The sequence below is a fragment of the Bacillus sp. UNC125MFCrub1.1 genome, assembly GCF_000701305.1.
In the GTDB taxonomy this organism is placed as follows: Bacteria; Bacillota; Bacilli; order Bacillales; family Bacillaceae; genus Bacillus; species Bacillus altitudinis.
The window spans coordinates 539512-558129 of sequence record NZ_JNIG01000009.1; the positions used below are offsets into that span (position 1 = coordinate 539512).

General features: G+C 42.5%; 17 protein-coding genes. 7 read left to right on the forward strand and 10 right to left on the reverse strand.

Annotated elements, in window-relative coordinates; translation table 11 throughout:
* Positions 1–89 precede the first annotated feature (89 nt).
* The 3 genes from N521_RS02985 to N521_RS02995 form a co-directional block, all read right to left on the reverse strand.
* The gene (locus tag N521_RS02985; RefSeq protein ID WP_035389717.1) at positions 90–698 is read right to left on the reverse strand and encodes a bifunctional 4-hydroxy-2-oxoglutarate aldolase/2-dehydro-3-deoxy-phosphogluconate aldolase; all 609 of its coding nucleotides are present in this window, start codon (positions 696–698) and stop codon (positions 90–92) included.
* On the reverse strand, positions 670–1686 hold the full coding sequence (locus N521_RS02990; RefSeq protein ID WP_035389719.1) for a sugar kinase: 1017 nt from the start codon (positions 1684–1686) through the stop codon (positions 670–672). Before N521_RS02990 ends, N521_RS02985 begins: the two co-directional genes overlap by 29 nt.
* 86 nt (positions 1687–1772) lie before the next feature.
* A complete protein-coding gene (locus tag N521_RS02995) occupies positions 1773–2783 on the reverse strand; it encodes a LacI family DNA-binding transcriptional regulator (RefSeq protein WP_035389720.1) in 1011 nt (336 codons plus the stop codon).
* A 258-nt stretch (positions 2784–3041) separates the two neighbouring features.
* Here N521_RS02995 and kduI point away from each other — a divergent pair, with 258 nt between their 5' ends.
* The 5 genes from kduI (at position 3042) to N521_RS03020 (ending at position 8464) form a co-directional block, all read left to right on the forward strand.
* Complete coding sequence (gene kduI, locus N521_RS03000) at positions 3042–3869, forward strand: 5-dehydro-4-deoxy-D-glucuronate isomerase (RefSeq protein WP_017368169.1); 828 nt, start codon at positions 3042–3044, stop codon at positions 3867–3869.
* A 4-nt stretch (positions 3870–3873) separates the two neighbouring features.
* Positions 3874–4647 carry a 2-dehydro-3-deoxy-D-gluconate 5-dehydrogenase KduD gene (kduD, locus tag N521_RS03005; protein WP_007499885.1) on the forward strand — a complete coding sequence of 258 codons (774 nt, stop codon included), beginning with the start codon at positions 3874–3876 and terminating at the stop codon, positions 4645–4647.
* Between the two features lie 104 nt (positions 4648–4751).
* On the forward strand, positions 4752–6218 hold the full coding sequence (locus N521_RS03010; RefSeq protein WP_035389723.1) for a spore germination protein: 1467 nt from the start codon (positions 4752–4754) through the stop codon (positions 6216–6218).
* Positions 6219–6221: 3 nt separating this feature from the next.
* Positions 6222–7322 carry a GerAB/ArcD/ProY family transporter gene (locus N521_RS03015; protein ID WP_035389725.1) on the forward strand — a complete coding sequence of 367 codons (1101 nt, stop codon included), beginning with the start codon at positions 6222–6224 and terminating at the stop codon, positions 7320–7322.
* The gene (locus N521_RS03020; protein ID WP_035389727.1) at positions 7319–8464 is read left to right on the forward strand and encodes a Ger(x)C family spore germination protein; all 1146 of its coding nucleotides are present in this window, start codon (positions 7319–7321) and stop codon (positions 8462–8464) included. Before N521_RS03015 ends, N521_RS03020 begins: the two co-directional genes overlap by 4 nt.
* 204 nt (positions 8465–8668) lie before the next feature.
* Here N521_RS03020 and N521_RS03025 read toward each other — a convergent pair whose 3' ends face one another.
* Positions 8669–10066 carry a bifunctional glycosyltransferase family 2 protein/class I SAM-dependent methyltransferase gene (locus tag N521_RS03025; RefSeq protein ID WP_035389729.1) on the reverse strand — a complete coding sequence of 466 codons (1398 nt, stop codon included), beginning with the start codon at positions 10064–10066 and terminating at the stop codon, positions 8669–8671.
* 290 nt (positions 10067–10356) lie between these two features.
* On the reverse strand, positions 10357–11721 hold the full coding sequence (locus N521_RS03030) for a sugar porter family MFS transporter (RefSeq protein WP_089374136.1): 1365 nt from the start codon (positions 11719–11721) through the stop codon (positions 10357–10359).
* 271 nt (positions 11722–11992) lie between these two features.
* On the opposite strand from N521_RS03030, the gene N521_RS03035 reads away from it, so the two are divergent.
* Positions 11993–12958 carry an LCP family protein gene (locus N521_RS03035; RefSeq protein ID WP_035389731.1) on the forward strand — a complete coding sequence of 322 codons (966 nt, stop codon included), beginning with the start codon at positions 11993–11995 and terminating at the stop codon, positions 12956–12958.
* 348 nt (positions 12959–13306) lie between these two features.
* Positions 13307–14188, forward strand: a complete 882-nt coding sequence (locus N521_RS03040) for a Cof-type HAD-IIB family hydrolase (protein ID WP_181362752.1) — start codon at positions 13307–13309, stop codon at positions 14186–14188.
* A 56-nt stretch (positions 14189–14244) separates the two neighbouring features.
* Here the strand turns inward: N521_RS03040 and N521_RS03045 are convergent, their stop codons facing one another.
* The 5 genes from N521_RS03045 to pgsB all read right to left on the reverse strand — a co-directional run bounded on the left by N521_RS03045 (position 14245) and on the right by pgsB (position 18573).
* A complete protein-coding gene (locus tag N521_RS03045; protein WP_035389736.1) occupies positions 14245–15468 on the reverse strand; it encodes a C40 family peptidase in 1224 nt (407 codons plus the stop codon).
* Between the two features lie 106 nt (positions 15469–15574).
* Positions 15575–15745, reverse strand: a complete 171-nt coding sequence (locus N521_RS19625; protein ID WP_008343253.1) for an extrachromosomal elements maintenance protein EdmS — start codon at positions 15743–15745, stop codon at positions 15575–15577.
* Entirely contained in the window at positions 15742–16908 is a 1167-nt protein-coding gene (locus N521_RS03050) for a CapA family protein (protein WP_019743572.1), read from the reverse strand. The genes N521_RS19625 and N521_RS03050 overlap by 4 nt, the downstream gene beginning before the upstream one ends.
* A gap of 18 nt (positions 16909–16926) precedes the next feature.
* Positions 16927–17376 (reverse strand): poly-gamma-glutamate biosynthesis protein PgsC, encoded by a 450-nt coding sequence (gene pgsC / locus N521_RS03055; protein WP_007497520.1) that lies wholly within the window; start codon positions 17374–17376, stop codon positions 16927–16929.
* 15 nt (positions 17377–17391) lie between these two features.
* On the reverse strand, positions 17392–18573 hold the full coding sequence (pgsB, locus tag N521_RS03060; protein ID WP_007497522.1) for a poly-gamma-glutamate synthase PgsB: 1182 nt from the start codon (positions 18571–18573) through the stop codon (positions 17392–17394).
* Positions 18574–18618: the final 45 nt, after the last annotated feature.

Here is an 18618-nt window from a genome sequence, read left to right on the forward strand (position 1 = left end):
CATTTTACGTGAAAAGAAGTGCCTTCCCATCTTTTATGTCAGATAAACGAACAAACAACCGGCAGTCATCCGCCGGTTGTTTATGTGAACTACATGATGGTGGAAGAAAGAACAGCCTGTAATTCTTCTGCTGTACTGCTTTCAAGCTGGCTGCCGACACCTACTGCCACGGCTCCTGCTTCAAGCCACTTTGGCACATCGACTGGATGAATGCCTCCTGTTGGGATGAACTCAATCTCTGGAAACGGGCCTTGCAAATTTTTCATATAAGACAAACCGAAAGAGCCGCTCGGAAAAAGCTTTAACACGCTGTATCCATTTGCTTTTGCTTGCATAATTTCACTCGGGGTCAAAACACCAGGAACGTAAAGTGTATCGTGAAAAGATAGGTGCTCTCCGATGACAGGAAGGTATCCCGGGCTGACGATAAATTGAGAGCCGGCTTCAATGGCTGATTGTGCCTGCTCAAGCGTTGTAATCGTTCCGGCTCCGACAATCAAGTCGTGGTCATGTTTGTAAGATGCAATGATCCGCTCTGCATTGGGCGTGGTATATGTCACTTCGATGGCCCGCACCCCTTTTTTCTTTAAACGACCAATCATCTCTATCCCGTCTGCTTCACTACCTGCTCTGACCACCGCAATGAGTTTACAAGCTGCGAGCTTCTCTTTAACGCTCATACTTGCTGACTTTCCCATACCTCTCATCTCCCTTCATATCGTGTCGCCTTTGATATCGTTTGGCTTCTTTTATAAATGCCTGAAGCTCTTCCCGAGTCGGCAGTCCCTCGTGATCTCCTGGGGACATGACTGCAAGTGCTCCAATGGCATTGCCTCTTGTCACCGATTTTTCATATGATAATCCGTCCAGCAGACCGCTCATCACTCCCACTGCAAATCCATCACCAGCTCCGACTGTATCCACGACATGAGACACATGGAAACCATCCACTACACCTTGGCCGGATGCACTTTTGAAATAGGCTCCTTCCGCTCCCAGTTTAATGACCACAAGCTTGACGCCTTTTTGTAAATAAACATCCGCAATTGCTTCCGGCTCATGACACCCCGTGAGTCTTTGACCTTCTGCAAGCCCTGGGAAAAACCAATCTACTTGAGCAGCCATCTGATTCACCGTATGAATCATGTCTTCTTCCTCTTCCCATAGTTGAAGTCTCAGGTTCGGGTCAAAGGAAATGGTTTTTCCTGCTTTCTTCATTTCTTTAAGGGCATGAAAAGAAAACGCTCTCATTTCACTAGACACAGCAGGCGGGATTCCGGTCATATGAAGATGTCCTGCCTGCTGAAAATAAGTGGACGGGAAATCGCTTGGGTTCAATGTACTCGCAGCAGAGTCTTTTCGGTAGTACGTCACATCAGGGTCTCCATCGATGACTTTTGATTTAAGCAATATCCCTGTTTTGGCTCCATCATTTGAACGGAGTACTGCCTTCGTATCGACCCCTTCTTTTTGAAGCTCTTCTAAAATAAATGTACCAAGTGAGTCCGCCCCGACCTTGCTCATCCAGCCAACGCTAAAGCCTAATCTTGCCAAGCCGACCGCAACATTACTCTCTGCACCAGCAAGTGCTTTTTGAAACGTATGCACTTGGTGAAGCTCGCCAATTTCTTTTGCATAAAACATCGCCATTGATTCCCCAAATGTGATCACATCCAATGCTTTCACTGATTTCTCCCCTTTCTTGGTACCGGTTTCAAAACAGTTGAAAAAGAGAGAGCATGCACGTATGTATACTCTTCTCTGCCTGACGTTTATAAAGATTTTCTCACAATGATTTCACCATCAAGTTGAATGGTCTGGGGTGCACTCTTATCCCCTTCAAGACGCGTCTTGATTTTTTGCATCGCCGCTTTCCCCATCTCATGAGATGGCTGCGCCACCGTAGTGATGCCTGGCCCAATCAGCTTATACCATTCTGTATCATCAAATCCGGCAATGCCTATCTCATCAGGAATCTTCACCCCAAGATCGACGAGTTCACTGATGAGCTTCAGCATGAGTAATCCATTGCCTGCTAAAATCGCTTTTTTCTGATGGTTTGATTGTAAAAAACGACAAATCTCATCTCGCATTTGTTCCTTTTGCTTCAAATTGATTTCTGCAATCATAGGTTTCTTATGTTGACTCATCGCCGTCTGTTCATAGGCTTCTTTTCGTTCTTCACGAGGACTAATCCCATCGACCGGCTCAGTAAAGAAAGCGATATGTTCGTAGCCTTTTTCATACATTTGATGAAGTAGACGAGCCGTGATGTCACGGTTATTCGTTGTGACGGTATCGACCTTGAGTTCAGGTAACTTACGGTCAACAAGAACAATCGGTACACCGTTTTGCTTAAAGTCTTGCAAAATGTCATTGTTTTGACCGGTCGTATTAATGATCAGCCCTTCAATATAATGCGCATTCAGCTTCAGAAGCATTTCTCGTTCTTTTTCCGGACGATTATCTGTGTTGCACACCATGATGCTGTATCCATATTCATCACAAATCTCTTCCACACCACGAAGTGTCGCAACAGAGAATGGATTCGTAATATCAGCCACAATAAAACCAATGACCTTGCTCTTTCTTACTTTCAATCCTTGGGCAAGCTGACTCGGACGGTAATGGAGCTCCTCAATGGCTTTTTTAATCTTTTTTACCTTTTCAGGAGAAATCTCATTTGTTCTGCCATTGATGTATCTGGATACCGTTGATTTTGAGACACCTGCATATGCTGCAACTTCGTTAATGGTGACTTTCGTTTGCTTTTTCTCTTTCATACAAAAAACTCCCAAGATCGATCTTCTTATTCATTTCGAAACCGATTTCAAATAAACTTAAAAAAAGCATACCACAAGTTGAACTGTATCAGAAGATTTTTTTCATGAACATGAAGAAAAAAAAGCTTTTATACAAATAAAGAAAGCGATTTCAAATTAACGGTTGACGCCGCTCTCTTTTTCCTCTAGAATTTTCCTTGAAACCGATACCAAATAAAACAATCATATGTTTCAGATGGAAAGGGAGGCTTATCTCAAATGGAAAATCGTTATGCTGTACATCCTGAGCAGGTCAAGCGTTTTACAACAGAGGAACTTCGTCGTCATTTTCATATTCCGACACTCTTTGTCAGTGGTGAATTGAAGCTATATTATTCGCATGAGGACCGTGTGGTGATTGGCGGTGTTATGCCGACATCAGAACCGATCAAGCTAGATGCCGGCGACTTTTTACGTACAGAATATTTCCTTGAAAGACGGGAAATTGGCATTGTGAATGTCGGCGGCCAAGGTACGGTTACAGTCGATGGTGAGTCATTTGTGCTGGAGCATAAAGATTTCTTATATATTGGACTTGGACACGAACATGTACAGTTTGCTAGTTCATCAGGTGAGCAGGCCAAATTTTATCTTGTGTCAGCCACAGCTCATAGAGCGTATCCGACACAAAAGGCTGCGATTGCTGAATTAACACCGAATCATTTAGGGGAAGCATCCGCCTCGAACGTACGGAATCTGTATCAGGTCATTCATGCAGACGGCATCCAAAGCTGCCAGCTTATGATGGGCATCACTCAGCTTGAAACCAATAACACATGGAACACGATGCCTGCTCATATACATGACCGGCGGATGGAAGTGTACTTATATCTTGATATAGAGGAAGACGCACGTGTCTTTCATTTTATGGGGGAGCCATCTGAAACGAGACATCTCGTTGTGGCAAATGAAGAAGCCGTCATCTCACCTGCCTGGTCCATTCATTCAGGCTCAGGTACAGCAAATTATTCATTTATTTGGGCAATGGCGGGAGAAAACTATACGTTTAAAGATATGGACTTTGTCCCGATGGACCAGCTGAGGTAATGAGATGACGACGACATCATATGTAGCGTCCCTCTTTTCCCTCGAAGGCAAAACAGCTCTTGTCACAGGTCCTGGAACTGGTATTGGGCAAGGGATTGCCGTAGCGCTTGCCCGTTCAGGTGCAGATATCATCGGCACCTACCACCATACGCCGCTTGATGAAACAAAAGAACTTGTCGAACAGACCGGCAGATCATTTCATGCGATTCAAGTAGACTTTTCAGATCCTAAGTCCGCAAAGAGGGATGTTGATGCCCTTTTAAAGCAGCATTCAATTGATATTTTAATCAATAATGCTGGGACCATTAAAAGAGAAGAGGCCGCTCAATATTCAGAGGAAAACTGGCATACTGTGATGGATGTGAATATCAACAGTCTCTTTTTCCTCACGCAAAAGGTCGGACAGCAGATGCTGAAAAAAGGGCAAGGGAAAATTGTCAATATCGCTTCCCTTCTATCATTTCAAGGTGGTGTCTTTGTTCCCGCTTATACAGCAAGTAAGCATGCTGTCGCAGGTTTGACGAAAGCTTTTGCAAATGAATGGGCAAGTCAGCATATTCAGGTCAATGCGATCGCGCCTGGTTATATTGCAACCAATAACACGCAAGCCATTCGTGACGATGCGAACCGGAATGAAGAGATTCTGAAACGAATCCCCGCTGGACGCTGGGGACGGCCTGAAGATCTAGCAGGTGCCGCCGTCTTTCTCAGCTCCCCTGCCTCTGATTATATGAACGGTCATATTTTAGCCGTAGATGGCGGCTGGCTGGCGAGATAAACATGTGAAGAGAATTCCTATTTTAGGGGATTCTCTTTTTTCTATTTGCATAATTCTTCTCCTTTCGAGTCACTCTATAAAAAAAGACATGAGGGTGAGGTATTATGAAAAGTCGTATTGAACAAGATATAGAGTCCGTCATTCAGCGTGTCAAAAGCTTTGCCGGCAAAAGTGATGATATCGTGTTCCACTCTTTTTCATTTGGTCCTTCCGCTGTCTCTGCATGTCTCGTGTACGTTGAAGGACTCACAGAATTTGAGATGCTTTCCAAACAAATCATTTCACCTATGCAAAAGGAACTGACCATTACCGAGGTCGACCACACCACACTTTCTTCCCTTTCTAAAACGTTCTTTGGTATTCAAAATGATGTGCTGGAAGATATGAACCTTGCCATCGAGCAGTTATACAGCGGCAGGGCTATTTTATTTGTGGATAGGGCCACTCAAGCGCTTGCGCTCCATACGAATCTTTTTCAATTTAGAGAAGTAGAGGAGCCGCAATCAGAAGTCCTTGTTAGAGGACCAAGGATTGGATTCATTGAGAATCTTGAAAAAAACACGGCATTGCTTCGTGAACGGGCAAACGATCCGAATCTTGTCATTCAAAAGGTGAACATAGGTACTCGTAACAAGAAATCTGCTGCTCTTGTGTATGTTCGTGATATCGCAGACCCCAAACTAGTAGATGATGTATTCTCTCGTATGAAGCAAATCAAAATGGATGATATTCCTGAGAGCGGCTACATAGAACAGCTGATTGAAGACAGTCATGTCTCTATTTTTCCGCAGATTCAAAATACAGAACGTCCTGATCGGGTGATTGCCTCTGTGCTAGAAGGAAAGGTGTCTATTTTGCTCGATGGGACGCCCTTTGCCCTCATTATGCCGATGACTCTCACTGCCTTGATGCAATCACCGGAGGATTATTATCAAAGATGGACAAGTGCGACTCTTTTGCGTTTGCTCCGTTATATTGCCGTGCTTTTGACGATCTTTTTACCGGGACTCTATATCGCCCTTGTTTCCTATCATCCTGGTTTATTACCAACACGAATGGCACTTACCATCGCAGGCAGCCGGCAAAATGTGCCCTTTCCTCCTGTAGTGGAAGCCATTTTGATGTCGTTTACGATTGAACTGCTGCGGGAAGCTGGACTTCGTCTTCCTAGGGCGATTGGGCAGACGATTGGACTGATTGGCGGCGTCATTATTGGACAGGCGGCTGTCCAAGCCAATATTGTCAGTGCTTTAATGGTGATTATTGTGTCTCTGACGGCACTAGCCGATTTTACTGCTCCATCATATGATTTCAGCTTTCCCTTACGCATCCTGCGGTTTATGGCGATCTTCAGTTCAGCCATGTTTGGATTATACGGCCTCATCATGTGTTATTTATTTGTACTTTGTCACTTGATGCAGCTAAAGACCTTTGGTTTTGACTATTTCACACCTGTTTTGTCTTCACCGTTTTCAGATTTAAAAGATACGTACGTTCGTTTACCAATAGGGCTATTTAAATCGAGACCGAAAACAGCCAAGACAAAAAATCTCAAAAGACAAGGAGAGTAAACGATGTACAGAGCTGAGAAGCTATCATTGTTACAAGTCACCATTCTGTGCAGTTCTACAATGATAGGCGCTGGAATTTTAACCATTCCTCGCAGTTCTGCCAATTCAGGATTCCCTGATGGCTGGATCATTGTATTAATACAGGGAGTCATCTTTGCTTTCGTTGCTTTTTTGCTAGGTTGGATTGCGGAGAAGAATGCACCGGATACCATTTTTGAATCGAATACAAAAGGAGCCGGTGCCTTCTTTGGTACGATCTTTAACCTAATGCTGATCGGTTATTTACTAGCCATTGTTGGCTTTGAGGCGCGTGTACTGGGGGAAGTGGTTCAATTTTTCCTGTTGCAATCGACCCCGATGACCGTGATTGTGATGATTTTTTTACTGGTGGCCACCTATCATTTAAAAAGTGGCATTTTTCCGGTAGTGAAAATGGTGACATATATTTATCCGATGACCATGATCATTTATATTGGGCTCATGCTGTTTAGTTTGAAAATATTTGATTTTGATTACTTACGCCCGGTAATGAATCACGGTTTTAAAGATTTTAGTAATTTGTTCTCTCAAACATTTATTCAATTTACAGGCTTTGAAGTCATTTTGTTTGTCGTACCGCTTATCTATAAAGACAAATGGTCAAAAGCGAAATGGGCCGCAGCGATCGGTGTAGGGATCACCACACTTATTTACTCCCTCACGCTCTTTATTGTGATTGGTTCCATGACGGTTGGAGAAACGAAATCACTCACCTGGCCCACTGTCTCCCTCATTCAAGCGCTAGAACTAGAAGGGGTCTTCATTGAACGCTTTGATATTTTCTTACTGACGATCTGGACGTGCCAGCAGTTTATTTGTATGCTTGGCTTTTTCCAATTTGCTATTAAAGGCTGTCAAACGGTGTTTAAGACAACCAATTTAACGAGACTGCTATGGTTGCTGTTTTTGCTGACCTCAGCTCTCTCTCTTTTTCCGAGAAATATCAATGAAGTCTTTTACTACTCGACTTTACTCGGCTATGCATTATTTGCTGTTTTAGCGATTCCTTTTATAACAGCTATTCTGCTCATGATACGTAAAAAATGGGGAGGTCGATCTGCATGAAAGGGCGGCGTTTATGGCTCATCTTTCTGTCTTTCTGCCTTTTGCTTTTATCGACAGGTTGCTGGGACTTAAAAGATATTGAGAAATTATCGTTTGTGCGCGGTGTTGGCATTGACGAGGAAGATGATAACGGAGTCAAACTCACCTATCAAAACCTTGTCCCTAAAATGGGCGGAACACAAGAAGCAGATTCCCCTGGCTATGTGAATGTCGTCTCAAAGGGGAAAAATGTACTGGAAGCAGTCAGCAATGTCGCTTTGAAGGACCCGCCGATTTACAGTGATCACCTTAAAATCTTTTTGTTTGGCAAAGATCAAGCTGAACATCATGATATTCAAGGGACACTCAACCACTTTATACGAGATGATGAGGTTCGAAGAAGCAGCTACCTCTTAGTGTCACGCCATGAGGCTTCAAAAGTCATCAATCAAAAATTAAAATCACAACAGAGGGTTCCAGTCGAGCATATTTTTGAAACATCAAAAAACCGGAGCTTTAACGGGAAGATTTTACTGCCAACACGTATTGGCCGAGCGTCGGATTACTTTCAGATGGGTACAAGCTTTCTTGTCCAAAGTGTGGATGTCGTAAACGGAGAACTCACCTATGATGGTGCAGGCATTATCCATGGGAAAACGCGAAAACTGATAGGATTCATACCAGCAAAGGATGTCCAATCTTTAAACTGGGTCATGAATCGCATCTCAGGCGGAGTCGTACCCGCCACCTACAAAGGCTTTCCGATTACGTATGAAATCAAGAAAGCAAAGTCCAAGATTGAACCCTATCTGAAGAACGGAAAGATTTCCTTTAAAATTAGTGTACAAACAAACGGGAAACTATCAGAAGATCAATATCCCCCTGAAAACTCATACGATGAGCAATACATCAAACGATTTGAGCGCATTTTTGAACGCAAAATCAAAGAGCGCATTCAAAAAGCTGTCAATCACATGCAAAAAGATGTGGGCGTTGACCCGATCTTTTTAAACCGGCAGGTGCGCATCAAGTATCCAGACTTTTGGGATCAGCACCGCAACGAATGGGATACACTATTTCAAGAAGTAGACATTGCATATGACGTAAAAGTGAGCATTTTGAACTTTGGTGCAGAAGGCGCAACGAAAAGCTTTAAATGGTAGCACAAAAGGCGGTCATCCGCCTTAGATGGTTGACAAAGGACTAAAATGAACTTTGTTTTAGCCCTTTGTCTTCTTTTCAGCGTGATAGAAAACCTTTGCAGTCTAGGAAGGACGAGTACCGGAGCAGAGCGAATGAAGGATTCGCGAGCACCGGCGCACAGGACTGACAAAGTATGCGAGGGTTTTCCTACACGCTGAGGTGGATTACCCGGAGGGGGAACCGCCTTTTTTACGTGCAACGATCAAAAGCTGATAGAGCGTCACTTGATCAGATAATGCTTTTGTTTGAAAGCCAAGTGACTCTCCTACTCTCGCCACTTCGTCAAAAAACAATTGAACGTTTTGATCAATTGGCACATTGATGGGCTGTTCAATCACGCGATGAAACAAATGGTCTGGAAAGAGCGCCCGCATTGTATTTGGTGTGAAAAATCTCATATGTGTTCGATCTAAAATCCCCACATCTTGATACGTAAAATCACCTGTCATTAAAGGCAGCAGTACTTCCGCATGCATTATATTAGGTAAGCAGCAAATGATCACGCCACCTGGTTTTAAAGACGCATGCGCTTGAGCAATCATCTGCCATGGATCTGACACATGCTCTAACACATCAGAAAAGATCACAGCATCAAAAAAAGCTTCTTTCTCTGACCAAGGATACGCTTCCGCTTTTGTCTCAATCACTTCTTTGTAATACGCCTTTGCCATCTCTGCTTTTAATGCATCCGCCTCTACTCCGTACATGTCAACGGACTGCCGGTTGATCAGTTCAAGCCCTGTCGCCCCAGCACCACAGCCAACATCCAGCACACATCCGGCATCCTCAGGGAGCAGTGCTGCAAAATATGGATGGGGCGTTATCAAGTTTAAATCAATGCCCCATTTATCTAAAAAACGAAGCCTGTTCTCCGCAAACAACGTAGAGATGTTCGTTTCTTCATTGGCATTGAAGGTAGCATGACCGTGATGATGCACAAAAGAATCATGGACGATTTGCAGTTGGTACCCCTTCAGCAATGAGCGCAGACAAAGGTCATCATCCTCAAATGATCCATATACAAACCGCTCATCAAATAACCCTACATCCTCGATCAGCTCTCTTTTGACCAGCAAACAAAAACCAACAAGTCTATGCACATATGTTCTTTGACCTTTTTTCGAAGCCGTATATGCCTTCGCAAAGGCAGGAAGCTCCTTCACATCTGTGTAAGATGGCTGAACGAGCTGAGGACCACTTACATAATTGGAGACAGGCCCTACCATGCCAATACGCTTTGATGCAAAAAGGGCTTCTCTTAAAGGCAACAGCCAGTTTTCGGTCACAATCGTGTCGTTATTTAAAAAAAGAAGACTATCTCCTGTTGCCTTTTTCGCCCCTTGGTTACAGCCCTTGGCAAAGCCTTGATTCTTCTCGTTGTCAATCAACACGACATCTTCCAGTTGTCTCACATATTCCTTTGTTCCGTCTGATGAAGCATTATCCACGATAATGAGTTCATATTCATCACGCCGAGTATGCTCCTTGATACTGTCGATACATTTTTTCGTTAGGTGCAGTTCATTGTACGTCAGCATCACAATGCTCGTTTTCCCTTTCATCTCATTTCCACCTTTCGCCCGCCTGTTCCATATGTATGTCATAGGCAGCACGTTCAGAAGATGAGTGATTGTCCTTTCTTGATTAAACGTTTGTTTAACAAAGGGCTAAAATGAATTTTTTAGCCCTTTGTCTTCTTTTCAGCGTGATAGAAAACCTTTGCAGTCTAGGAAGGACGAGCATCGGCGCGGAGCGAATGAGAGATTCGTGAGCACCGACACACAGGACTGACACCGAATGCGAGGGTTTGTCTACACGCTGAGACCAGCTGCCTCATGCAGCTGGTCTTTTTTCATACCGTTTCCCCTTCGTCATTCACGACGGCACGGTTTCTCTTTTTTAAATCTTCTTCAATCTCTTCAAGACTTTTTCCTTTCGTTTCTGTGACTAAATATTTCACAAATAAGAAGGCACCTATGCCGATGGCTGCATAAATAAGGAAAAGGTTACTGATGCCAATTGCACTTAACAAGGTTGGGAATGTGAGCGAGATGATCAAATTCCCTGTATGCAGTAGGAAGGTCGATACCCCCGTACCGATTCCCCGGACATGTACTGGGAACAGCTCCGGCAGCATCACCCATACGACCGGGCCCCAGCTGACAGCAAAAATGACGATGAAAAGTCCTAAACATATAATTGTCGTCCACCCTGCAGCTGTTGATCCCTCGAAAAAACGATTGACCACTGCTAGAACAATCAAACTAAGAACCATCCCTACATTTCCAAATAGGAGTAACGCTTTCCGCCCGACACGATCAATGATTTTAATCGCAACAAACGTCATGACAACATTGACTGCACCAATTCCTACAGTTCCTAAAATGGCTGCTGAATCGCCAAAGCCGACACTTGTAAATGTTTTTGGTGCATAATAAATGATCGTATTTGTCCCAATAAACTGCTGTAAAAAGGCTAAACCGACACCAGCAATTAAAGCGGGGCGCACCCATGGTTCGAGTAATTCCTTAAGACCGCCTTTTTCTTCACTTTCTGCTTTTTGAATATCCGCAATTTCGTCTTCAACTTCTTGCTTACTTTGTCTAAGTTTTGACAATATTTCTTTCGCCCGGTCCGCCTGTCCTTGGACAAACAGCCAGCGAGGACTTTCTGGCATAAACAAAATACCACATAACAAGAGCACAGAAGGAACAACGGCAATTCCAAGCATCAGACGCCATGCCTCTGCATCCGCTAAAACGTAGTTCACAATATAGGCAAGAAGAATACCAAATGTGATCATGAGTTGGTTTAATGAGGAAAGTGCCCCTCTTGATTCCTTTGGCGCAAGTTCAGATAAATACAATGGAACAATCGTCGTCGAGCATCCGACAGCAAGTCCTAGCACGATTCGAAATAAGACCATGACCTCCGTATTCGGTGCAAGGGCTGTTCCAAATCCGCCGATAATAAATAAAATGGCTGCGGCGATTATCGCTTTTTTCCGTCCGAATTGATCTGTCAGTTTTCCAGAAAGAGAAGACCCGAGCATCGCCCCGATTAAAATCGAGCTGACCACAAGTCCCTCTGTAAATGCATTTAAACCTAAATCCTCTTTCATAAATAAGATAGCGCCAGAAATGACACCTGTATCATAACCATATAAGGCGCCTCCAAGTGCGCCGAAGAAATAAAGCCACCCATTCCGATTTTTCATGATCATAACCCCTCTTTTATCTATGTAATGACTGGATGTTTCTCTATGAAAAATCATTTTCCTCACTTCCTGTCATTTCAAACATTTCGATGTTTTATGACAAATATATTTCATTTGCGTATCATTGAAACTTTTTTAGATAAGGAAACGTCAATTAAGCGTTAGTGAAAAAAATGTCGCACTATATCCCGTTTTAAGGTATATTTGTTTTAGTTTGTAAGCATGAAGAAGGACATCTTTACTATAAAATCATAGCGAGGGTTTAAAATATATGGATCAAACAAGAAGTAAACGCAAAGGCAAAAAGCGTTTAAAACCATGGGTGAAAGTCACTCTTTTTATTTTTGGTATTCTTTTACTGACAACCGCTTCTGTCACCGGCTATGCCTACTATAAAGTGACAACAGCTGCGAAAAAAGCACAAGTCTCTCTAGACCGCGGTGCACAATCTGTCAAACGGATTGAAGCATTTGATCCTGGGAAAGACAGCTTTTCTGTCTTGCTGCTTGGCATTGACAGCAGACCAGGCGAAACCGTCAAACAAGCACGAAGCGATGCTATGGTATTAGCGACAGTAAATCGAACGAATAAAACCGTGAAATTATTAAGTATTCCAAGGGACTCATATGTTAATATTCCAGGTCATGGTTATGACAAAATTACACATGCACACGCATTTGGTGATGCAGACCTCACGGTGAGTACAGTTGAGAATTTACTAGATATCCCTGTCGACTTTGTGATTGAAAGTAATTTCAAAGCGTTTAAGGAAATTGTGAACGAATTAAACGGTGTTTCCGTTAACATTAAAGATGAATATGTTGTGAAACAGATTCTCAAAGATACAAAGGGCAAAGTTCAGCTGCAAACGGGCACTCACACACTAGATGGTAATCAAGCTCTCGCTTATGTGAGAACAAGAAAAGCAGACAGTGATCTCATGCGTGGACAGCGTCAAATGGAAGTATTAAAAGCCATTTTCGATAAATCAAAATCAGTAACATCTATTCCGTCTTATGACAATATCATAGATACTCTAGGCGATAACGTCTCAACTAACCTGTCAATGAAAGAACTAGTCGGTCTTTTCCCACTACTCACTTCATTGAAATCTGTTGATACGATTCAACTAAAAGGATCTGATTACCAGCCAAATGGCGTTTATTATTACCAATTGGATCAAAACCAACTGAACGAAGTCAAAACGGAATTGAAGAAACAGCTTGAATTATCATAAACACAGAAAGCGTCCTTTTGGGCGCTTTTTATGTGTTGAAAAAGGTGTTTGCCCTTTTTCTTCTTTTCAGCGTGATAGAAAACCTTTGCAGTCTAGGAAGAACGAGCACCGGAGCAGAGCGAATTTGATATTCGTGAGCACCGGAGCGCAGGACTGACAAAGAATGCGAGGGTTTGTCTACACGCTAAAAGCGTCCTTTTGGGCGCTTTTTCTTATATCCTTGATCAATTGACCATTTTTGTTTAGCCTTAAAGAGAGGAATCCACGATCCGACTCTTTCATGAGAATGAAGGAAATCGTACATACTTTGAAGAGGCTATTGCATGAATGAAGGAGGATATAACAGCAATGAAAAAAATGATTGCGATTGATTTAGACGGTACACTCTTAAATACGAAAAGTGAAATATCCGCTCAAAACCGGCAGGCATTGATTCGTGCGAAGGAAGCTGGATATATTGTGACCATTTGTACAGGGCGCGCGACTTTTGATGTAAAAGAGCTTCTCGAGGATTTGGATATTCCCATCATTGCGGCAAACGGAGGAACTGTCCATACAGAAGGGTACAAGCTCTTCAGCAGAATCACCCTTGATCAAGAAGCTGGTAGACGTGCTGCAAAGGAATTAGTGGAACGGAACATTTATTTCGAGGTCTATACAGACGATGCCCTCCTTTCCCCATTTGATGGAAAAGATAAGCTCAAAGCTGAATTTGATATGATCAAAAGCGCCAATCCTAACGAGGATGTAGCTGATTTATGGGAAGGGGCGATGACTCAATTTAAACAGTTTGGCATCAAACCTGTCGATGACATCCGTCAAATTTTTGAGTCGAATGAACCAACTTATAAATTACTATGCTTCTCATTTGATATGAATAAGCTGCAAGAAGCACGAGATCTTCTTTCTAAGATGCCTGAGCTCTCCTTGACCTCATCTGGAGAACATATCATTGAGGTACTGCCAAAAGAGTCAGGCAAAGGACATGCCCTCAAGAAACTTGCAGCCCATTATGGCGTTGACCGATCCAATATTTATGCGATCGGTGACAGCCCTAATGATCTATCCATGTTCGATGAAGCAGGACACAGGATAGCGATGGGGAATGCGGTGGATGTCATTAAAGAAAAAAGCACCTATATCACAAAAGGCAACCATGAAGATGGCGTCGCCTATTTTATTGATCTGCTTTTGCAGAATCAATTTCAAGAAAAAAAGACGCTTGTCTGATCAGCGCCTAGTGAGAAGTCGAGAAGTCCGATCTGAGCATTGATCGGGCTTTTTCTTTATTTTTTGATTCTAACAGCCGTCTCATATTTATCCTTCCAATACGTACTTGTTTTCATATTGGTAATGACAACGCCATTTGAAACCGTCACATGAATGACTTGATTTGAACCAGCATAAATGGCTGGCATCAACGAAGTCCCTTTAAAAAAGACAAGATCTCCTGGCTTTAGTTCCGATCGTTTCACAGGTGTACCTGCTTTAACTTGTCCCGGCGCATAGCGAGGCATCTCCATTCCAAGCACTTCTTGATAGATATACTGCGTGAATCCTGCTGTATCAAAGCCTTGCTTTGGGCTCGCACCACCTTTTACATAGGGTACTTCTCCAATATACGTGGCAGCTTTTGATACGACTGGGTCTTCTTTCGCTAGTTTCAGCTCAGTTAATCGTTTCGCACCTGTCCATTTCTCACGCCAATACGATTCAGACAAATAAGAAATCGTCACACTTTCCGAACGGCTCGCATGAATAAAGCGGTCTCCTCCGATGTACATGCCTACATGTGAAATTCCTTTTTTATACGTGTTGCTAAAAAAAACAAAGTCTCCAGGGCGAATATCGTCTCGTGCTACTTTCTCTCCAACCATCCATTGCTGCTCAGCACTTCTTGGTAAATAAATCCCAAGTGATTTTTCAAATAAATATTGTAAAAAACCTGAACAATCGAAGCCTACTTTTGGATCTGATGCCCCGAATACATAAGGGATTCCTAAATATTTCATCGCATCTTTCACCAGTTGATCATCCGACATCTCTTGGGAGACAGGCAGCCGTTTGACCGCATAGAACCGATCGGTCCAATATTTACTTTTGCTGACATCTGTTTTCACCACCCCTTGACTGAGTGTGATGTGGATCACTTGATCATTTCCAGCGTACAAAGCAACATGTGTCGGGATGTCTTTTGTTTCTTCAAGACTGCGAAAATAGACAAGGTCTCCAGGCTTCGCTTTTTCCCATGATACGTTTTCACCGATTTGGTATTGATCAATCACCTTTCGCGGCAAATCAAATGCACCGGTTGTTTTATATACATATTGTATAAAGCCAGACGCATCAAAGCCCGTTTTCGGATCGATTCCTCCTTTATGATAAGGCGTACCTATCAGCGTTTCCGCTTGTTTTAAAGGAGATGTTGTTTGAGCAGACACCTCTGTTTGAGACATAAACATGAGTCCTACAATGGCACATCCTCCAAGCAGTATTCCTTTCCATTTCATCCTCTCTTCCTCCTTTCTTTTATAGTTTCGACATGACCCCTTTCATTTTACACCTTTTTCCGTCAAAAAAGAGCACGCCTCGCGTGCTCTTTTCATCATCATTTCTTTATTTACTCGCTTCCGCTTTTGACTGCTTTTGCTGTTCAATTTTCTGCATTTCAACCGAGATCTTTTGTTTCTCATGATCGGTGAGGCTGTCACTAAATTTAAAAGCAGACATAAAGACAAAGACTAAAATTAACGCAACAAACGGCCAGCTTGCTTTAAGGAATTTCATTTTTTATCCTCCCCCTCGTTTTCTTTTAATGTTTGAACTTTATCAGAATGATCGACTTCAAAGAAAATATGTCCGTCTTTTTCTTTCCAATCCGCATTCGTGCCATTTGTCAGCATACGGATAATCGATTTTGATTCAAGAGATCCTGCCTTGACTGGAGCAGGTGTCGCTTCTTTGATGTACATTGGAACCACTTCAAATGTCGCTTTTCCATCTTCATTCAGATGATACTGAACAATGGCAGAATCACGTGTTCTTGACCAGCCTTGGTCAAAAATAAAGTTCCCCAAGCTATAGAAAATCGCTGTTCCGTTATAGACTTCCATCGGCTCAAGAACGTGCGGGTGTGCACCGATAATGATATCAGCACCTGCCTTTGACATCGCTCTTGCCAGCTCTCTTTGTCTGTCGTTTACTTCATTGTTATATTCCTGTCCCCAGTGCGCATGAACAACAACGATATCTGCCTTTTCAGCAGCTTGTGAAATCATCGGAATAAAGATAGATGGATCAGCTGGTAGAATACCTGCCTTGCGATTTGTTGCTTTAAAATCTTTTCCATATACATCTGTAAAACCAAGGGTAGCGATTTTAACGCCATTCACTTCTTTGTATGAAATGTTCTGCTTCGCATCATTGACGTTGCGCCCTGCCCCTGTATAATCCATGTCAGCTTTTTCAAAGGCATCAATCGTGTTATTTAAGCCTTTTTCACCGTAGTCTGCTGCATGGTTATTCGCAAAGTTTAGTACAGAGAAATTCAAATCCTTTAACGCTTGTACAGAATCTTCATCTGTTTTCAAATGAATATTCTTTTGTGCTGCCTGTTCCTTATCTGAAGCCACTGGATGCTCAAAATTCCCAGTTACATAATCTGATACATCAAAATACGGCTTCGCATAGCGGAACAGGTGCTGCTTTCCATAACGGTCTGTTACTTTCTCTACATTTCTTCCAAACATAATATCTCCGACAAACGAAGCGGTCAGGATGTTTTCTGGATTCTTTTCTACAGTTGGTACTTGTGCTTTCCCGATAAATGTAAATAGAAATGTACATGCAATGACAATCGGTAAAGCAATCAGTACGTGTTTATTCGTCTTTTTCTTTTGGTTCTTTGTGATTTTCAGCAGCTTTTCCTGAAAGCTCAATTTTTTATTCATCATTGGACACACCTTATCTTAAAATAGATAGTAAACATACATGATGGCAAATGTTGCACCACTTAGAAGTAATGTGCTTCCAAGGGTAATCGTAAGACCTTGCTTTTGAATCGTATTCGCAATCAATCCAGGCACGATGATTCCGATTCCGCGGAATTCTGCTATTTCAAACGGAACCACTGGATAGAAGAAATCAAATATGAGCTTTAAGGCAATCCCTGTAATCAGCATCGCCGCAAACTTTCTGCGTCCGTACAAAATCATAAATTTCGATAGACCAAAACGAACGATCACATATGTCAGCAAGCTGACAGATAAAACAACTAAAATGAAGACTGGCTGGTTAAAGACGAGTGCCAGATAACCTGGAACAACCAACCCAGCTGGTACGATTCCTGTTTTTTCTGCAAAAATTAAACTGAGTAGAACACCTAAAATTAACGAGATATAAAGATCTGATCCGAACATTTTCTATATTTCCTCCTAGCTGACAAGCTGCTTAATTTTGTATTCTTGAATTTTTTCGATTAAAGGTTCAGCGGCGCCGTGAATATTGCCGACTCCATAAACCACTCGATTATGAAGCTTTTTCTCAAGCATGTTCATAATTTGTTCTGTAGATTGATATTCAAGGTTGTGTAAGTGGTCAGCCGGAATTTTTCCATCCTCAAATGCCTTCACAATTGGATCTGTCGTTTCACCAATTAAGACAAGATCACTTGCTTCAATATAAGGAAGTACATCCTCCGCAAACTGGATCGTTCTATCTACACGATCCGCACGACAGTTCATGATAATAATCGGTTCATCTGTTGGATACCCAATTTCCTTCACACGCTTCCAAATGTTCAATGTAGATGCTGCGTCATTAGCCGCAAATCCATTTACAAAATGTCCAGGTGTTTTTGCATCCATTAATGGAAGAATTCTCATCGCTCCTGGATCAGGCGGCGCATTTAACATGCCTCTGAATGCCGTATCTTCATCAATTCCCAATGCTTGTGCGACACCAAGTGCAAGTGAAGCATTATCCGGGAACACCATATACTCAAATTTCCGTAAATACTCATCGGTAATCTTGGAATTATCTGCAACAATCACTTCAGTATTGCGTTTTTTCGCAATCTCTTTAAAGAAATCTGTATATTCACTATCCGTAATAACCAAGTGCCCATTGTAAGGAATTGTCGCTGTAAAGGCTTCAGCTATTTCATCAAGAGTTGGCCCCATCACATCCATATGATCTTCAAGAACGTTTACGATCACGCCAATATTCGCTTGAAGCAGCTCTTCCTGAAAGATAATTTGGTAATCTGGATTCACCGCCATACATTCACTGACGATGGCATTTGCTCCTCTTTCAACGGTTTCTCTCATAACTTCTTTCTGCTCTCCGATATTTGGTCCTTGCGGTTTCCTTTTAATCGGTTTCTCTTCTGGCGTATCCCAATAAATCATTCTTGCATCCGTTCCTGTTGTTTTGCCGACAGTTTTATAACCTGCCTCCATTAAGATACCGGTTGTCAATCTTGTAACGGTAGACTTTCCGCGTATACCATTAATATTGACGCGTACCGGCAGGGCATCGATATTTTTCTGATGACGCTTCTTTTCAATAAAGCCAATCCCTAACATGATGACACAGGCTATAACGATTAACCACATCGCTTATCTACATCTCCTTTTTTTATGAGTGTGATATGTAAATTC

Bases quoted from the DNA above. Each gene is read 5' to 3' on its own strand.
- kduD (WP_007499885.1), top strand. From the start codon at position 3,874: ATGACGACGACATCATATGTAGCGTCCCTCTTTTCCCTCGAAGGCAAA.
- N521_RS03015 (WP_035389725.1), top strand. From the start codon at position 6,222: ATGTACAGAGCTGAGAAGCTATCATTGTTACAAGTCACCATTCTGTGC.
- N521_RS03030 (WP_089374136.1), bottom strand. From the start codon at position 11,721: ATGAAAAATCGGAATGGGTGGCTTTATTTCTTCGGCGCACTTGGAGGC.
- N521_RS03050 (WP_019743572.1), bottom strand. From the start codon at position 16,908: ATGAATAAAAAATTGAGCTTTCAGGAAAAGCTGCTGAAAATCACAAAG.
- kduI (WP_017368169.1), top strand. From the start codon at position 3,042: ATGGAAAATCGTTATGCTGTACATCCTGAGCAGGTCAAGCGTTTTACA.
- N521_RS02995 (WP_035389720.1), bottom strand. From the start codon at position 2,783: ATGAAAGAGAAAAAGCAAACGAAAGTCACCATTAACGAAGTTGCAGCA.
- pgsB (WP_007497522.1), bottom strand. From the start codon at position 18,573: ATGTGGTTAATCGTTATAGCCTGTGTCATCATGTTAGGGATTGGCTTT.
- N521_RS03040 (WP_181362752.1), top strand. From the start codon at position 13,307: ATGAAAAAAATGATTGCGATTGATTTAGACGGTACACTCTTAAATACG.
- N521_RS03010 (WP_035389723.1), top strand. From the start codon at position 4,752: ATGAAAAGTCGTATTGAACAAGATATAGAGTCCGTCATTCAGCGTGTC.
- pgsC (WP_007497520.1), bottom strand. From the start codon at position 17,376: ATGTTCGGATCAGATCTTTATATCTCGTTAATTTTAGGTGTTCTACTC.
- N521_RS03025 (WP_035389729.1), bottom strand. From the start codon at position 10,066: ATGAAAGGGAAAACGAGCATTGTGATGCTGACGTACAATGAACTGCAC.
- N521_RS02985 (WP_035389717.1), bottom strand. From the start codon at position 698: ATGGGAAAGTCAGCAAGTATGAGCGTTAAAGAGAAGCTCGCAGCTTGT.
- N521_RS03045 (WP_035389736.1), bottom strand. From the start codon at position 15,468: ATGAAATGGAAAGGAATACTGCTTGGAGGATGTGCCATTGTAGGACTC.
- N521_RS19625 (WP_008343253.1), bottom strand. From the start codon at position 15,745: ATGAAATTCCTTAAAGCAAGCTGGCCGTTTGTTGCGTTAATTTTAGTC.
- N521_RS03035 (WP_035389731.1), top strand. From the start codon at position 11,993: ATGGATCAAACAAGAAGTAAACGCAAAGGCAAAAAGCGTTTAAAACCA.
- N521_RS03020 (WP_035389727.1), top strand. From the start codon at position 7,319: ATGAAAGGGCGGCGTTTATGGCTCATCTTTCTGTCTTTCTGCCTTTTG.